Source organism: Synechococcus sp. R3-13 (assembly GCF_047462195.1).
Taxonomy (GTDB): Bacteria; Cyanobacteriota; Cyanobacteriia; order Thermostichales; family Thermostichaceae; genus Thermostichus.
Window position 1 is genome coordinate 1 of the sequence record NZ_JANSIO010000314.1, and the last position, 548, is coordinate 548.

Sequence of the window (548 nt, forward strand, 5' to 3'; positions counted from 1 at the left end):
GGGTGGGTGGTGCTCACCGACCGCGAGTTTTTCGGCCAACACAGCCTGGCCACCCCGACCTATGTGCGCAAGCGCCGCCAGGCCAGCTCTCGCCAGGTGGATCCCAACCTGCTCAAGCCAGGGGATTTTGTCGTTCACAAGGCCCATGGCATTGGCCAGTTTCTGCGCTTAGAAAGCCTCACCATTGGGGGCGAAACCCGCGAGTACCTGGTTATTCAATACAGCGATGGCCTGTTGCGGGTGGCTGCCGACCAGGTCAACTCCCTTTCCCGCTACCGCGCCAGCGGGGATGGACCACCTGCCCTGCACAAGATGTCCGGCAGCACCTGGGAAAAGACCAAACAGAAGGTGAAAAAGAGCCTGCGAAAAGTGGCCTTTGACCTGCTGCAGCTCTATGCCAAACGCGCCGAACAGGAGGGCTATGCCTTCCCGCCCGATTCTCCTTGGCAACAGGAGCTGGAAGATTCTTTCCCCTATCCCCTGACGCCGGATCAACTCCGAGCTGTCCAGGAGATCAAGCGGGATATGGAATCTCCACGCCCTATGGA

The 548-nt window shown here is 59.7% G+C and carries 1 protein-coding gene; it reads left to right on the forward strand.

Features of this window, described 5'->3' with window-relative positions; all coding sequences use genetic code 11:
- On the forward strand, window positions 1-548 hold a 548-nt coding region (locus NW856_RS09780), incomplete at both ends, for a CarD family transcriptional regulator (RefSeq protein ID WP_414400023.1).